Genomic DNA, 2,376 nt, shown 5'->3' on the forward strand with positions numbered 1-2,376 from the left:
CTCCCGGGTCAATATTTTTCCGTTGTTTTGAATGAGGTACTCCAATAGTTCGTACTGCTTCAAGGTCATTTTGATGACCTTGCCATCAACTGAAATATCCTTTTCTTTTTCCAGCAATTCGATTCCACGGTACTTCACATGCTGCGAAAGCGTTATGATGCCGCTTCGGCGAAGGAGGGCGCGGATCCTTGCCTTAAGCTCCGGTGCCTGGAACGGTTTGACTAAATAGTCATCACCGCCCATCTCAAGCCCTCTGACACGATCCTCAAGGCCATCCTTTGCCGTCAAAAACAAAACGCTTGTATCGATTTTTGCTTCCCGGATGTTTCGGACGATTTCGAAGCCATCCATTCCCGGAAGCATCACATCCAATAAAATGATATCGTAAATGCCTTGCAGGGCCATGAATAGCCCATCCTCCCCGTTAGTCTCTGTATCGACTTCATATTCATCGGCCAAAATTTGCCGGATTGATTCCAATAATGAAGCATTATCTTCCACCACCAAAATCTTCATGAAGAGTTCCCCCCTGACCGTTTCACCTGCTATTTATGTTGATTTTATCCTTTTTCATATACAAAAGAAAGCGGGCATATTCCTAGCCGCTTTCTTTATAATTTGTATGTTCACTCGTGCCGCAGTGCCTGGATTGGATTCAATTTCGATGCCTTATTGGCAGGGAATACGCCAAAGACAATCCCGATCAATATCGAGAATAAGAAGGCAGACACTGTCACCGACCATGAATAACTAATCGTTAATGTTGAAAAAGCTGAAATCGACCTTGCGATTCCGAATCCAATTGCCACTCCCAACAATCCCCCTAGGCAGCTCAAGACGACCGCTTCAATTAAGAATTGCAGAAGGATCGATTTCCGGTTTGCCCCGATTGCCTTTCGGATCCCGATTTCCTTCGTCCTTTCCGAGACGGATACCAGCATGATATTCATGATGCCAATCCCGCCCACAAGCAGCGAAATACTGGCAATGCCGCCAAGCATGAGCGTGAATGTATCGGATACGGAGCTCATTGTTTCCATCAAATCCTCTTGATTGGATACGGAATAATTATCACTTTGGCCAGGGAATGAAGTGGTCATCACACCTTGCACTTGATACATGGCCCGTTCCGCGATGTTCTCGTTCTTCGCTTTTACATAAACGGTCCCGATCGTCGTGCTGCCCGTCGCCCGTTCGGCAGTGGTGATCGGTGCAATGATTACATCATCGCCGCTCGAGCCCATGGAGGTTCCTACTGATTTCAGCACACCGATCACTCGATAGGAAACACCGCCGATAAGAACGTTTTGATCCACCGCGTTTTGATTTTCAAAAAGCGTGCTTGCTGTATCAGACCCTAGGATAACGACCTTGGAGCGTAATTCCGTTTCCAGATCCGTCAAAAATCGCCCTTGACTAAGCTCAAGGTCCCGAACCGATAAATAAGCTGAAGTGGCACCGGTCATGGAAACCTGGGCCGAATTTTCACCATTTTTTGCATAAACGCGGCCCGTGACCACAGGCGCAACGTCGGCTATCCCGTCTAGCTCCTTAAACTGATCAATCGTATCCTCCGTCAACTCCACTGAATCCGTATCCGTGACACTTACCGTCAATAAATTCGTTCCCAGGCTATTTATCTCATCTTGAACGGACTGTGAGGATCCTTGCCCAATCGAAACCAGGACAATGACGGAGGCAACGCCGATAATGATGCCAAGCATGGTTAAAAAAGCACGGACCTTATTAGTTTTGATAGAGCGTATGGCCATCTTCATCGATTCGCTCAAGTTCAATCCAATCACCTCCGCTTTCAAAAAGCTGTCCATCCTGAATCCGAACGACACGAGTTGCTTCCTTTGCCACTTCCATGTCATGGGTGATAAGGATGATGGTTTGCCCCTTTTCGTTTAAATCTTTTAGCATCTGCAGAACTTCTTTACTTGTTTTGCTATCAAGTGCCCCCGTCGGCTCATCCGCCAATAAAACGGGAGGGTTGCCCGCCAATGCCCTTGCGATTGCCACCCTTTGCTGCTGTCCGCCGGAAAGTTGATTCGGCAAATGGTTCATCCGGTCACCCAGGCCAACCCTATCAAGACAGGAAACGGCGGCCTCTTTTCTTTCCTTCACGCTCACTCCTCTATAGACAAGGGGAAGCTCGACATTTTCCAGCGCTGTCAACTTCGCCAACAGATTGAAATTTTGAAAGATGAATCCTATTTTAATATTGCGAATCGCCGCTAGCTCATTATCCTTCATTTTTTCAACTTCTTTTCCATCAAGAAGATATTCACCTGTATCAGGCTTATCCAGACACCCTATCATATTCATGAACGTCGATTTCCCTGATCCGGAGGGACCGATGATGGAAATGAA

Annotated in this window: 3 protein-coding genes; all 3 read right to left on the reverse strand. The window is 47.0% G+C overall.

The window, feature by feature from the left end:
• On the reverse strand, positions 1–516 hold a 516-nt coding region (locus CVN76_RS30125; protein WP_100534250.1), incomplete at its 3' end, for a response regulator transcription factor.
• A gap of 110 nt (positions 517–626) precedes the next feature.
• A complete protein-coding gene (locus CVN76_RS30130) occupies positions 627–1,817 on the reverse strand; it encodes an ABC transporter permease (RefSeq protein WP_332850725.1) in 1,191 nt (396 codons plus the stop codon).
• Positions 1,747–2,376: ABC transporter ATP-binding protein (locus CVN76_RS30135; RefSeq protein ID WP_100534251.1), on the reverse strand; the 630-nt coding region annotated here is incomplete at its 5' end. The genes CVN76_RS30130 and CVN76_RS30135, both read right to left, overlap by 71 nt.

Source organism: Bacillus sp. mrc49 (assembly GCF_002803435.1).